The sequence below is a fragment of the Actinoplanes sp. KI2 genome (genome assembly GCF_025630775.1).
In the GTDB taxonomy this organism is placed as follows: Bacteria; Actinomycetota; Actinomycetes; order Mycobacteriales; family Micromonosporaceae; genus Actinoplanes.
On record NZ_JAOSZE010000134.1, the window covers coordinates 1 to 825 of the forward strand.

At 69.2% G+C, this 825-nt stretch carries 1 protein-coding gene; it reads left to right on the forward strand.

Annotation, left to right across the window (positions count from 1 at the left end):
• On the forward strand, window positions 1-825 hold an 825-nt coding region (locus ODJ79_RS46625; RefSeq protein ID WP_263030191.1), incomplete at both ends, for a polysaccharide deacetylase family protein.

Consider the following 825-nt stretch of genomic DNA (forward strand, 5'->3'; position numbering starts at 1 on the left):
AGTGTTCGCCGCCAACGGCATCACCGGCGGCTTCGGGATGACCGGGCGGTTCGCCCAGCAGAACCCCGCCGAGGCGAAGAACGTCGCCACCCAGGGCCACAAGATCTTCAACCACAGCTACAGCCACCCGGACTTTCTGACGCTGACCCAGGCGCAACGCTGGGCGCAGCTCGACAAGGCCGAGGCGGCGTTCCGCGCGGCCGGCATCGTCTCGGCGGGCTGGTTCCGGGCGCCATACCGCTCCGGGTACCTCGACGCGGGTCTCAATCGGGATCTGGCCCTGCACGGCTACTACATCAACGCCGACTGGACCTTTGACACCACGGGCTACAAGGGCGCCGACTGGGCGACGGTGAGCAGCCGGATCGACAAGTACACCGTGCCCGGCGCGATCATCGTGATGCACGTGTCGATCCCGTCCACCGACCCGGGCAACCTGCAGCAGATCATCGACAAGCTCAAGGGCATGGGGTACGGCTTCGTGAGCCCTTGGCAGGCGGTGACCCGCAACGCGATCCGGGCCAAGTACCTCGCCGCGGGCGGCCGGAGCTCGGCCTTCGGCGCCGCCACCACCGGTGAGCTCACCGCGACCGCGGCCGGCACCGCCGTGCAGTGGTTCCAGAACGGACGGATCTACTACTCGCCGGCCACCGGGGCGCACTACGTCTGGGGCGCCATCCTCGCCAAGTACAAGGCGATGGGCACGGTGACCTCCGTGCTGAAGTTCCCGACGACCGACGAGATGACCGGGGCCGGCGGCGGCTGGTACCACCACTTCCAGGGCGGCTCGATCTACTGGCTGGCCGCGGCCGGCGGCGGCCACGC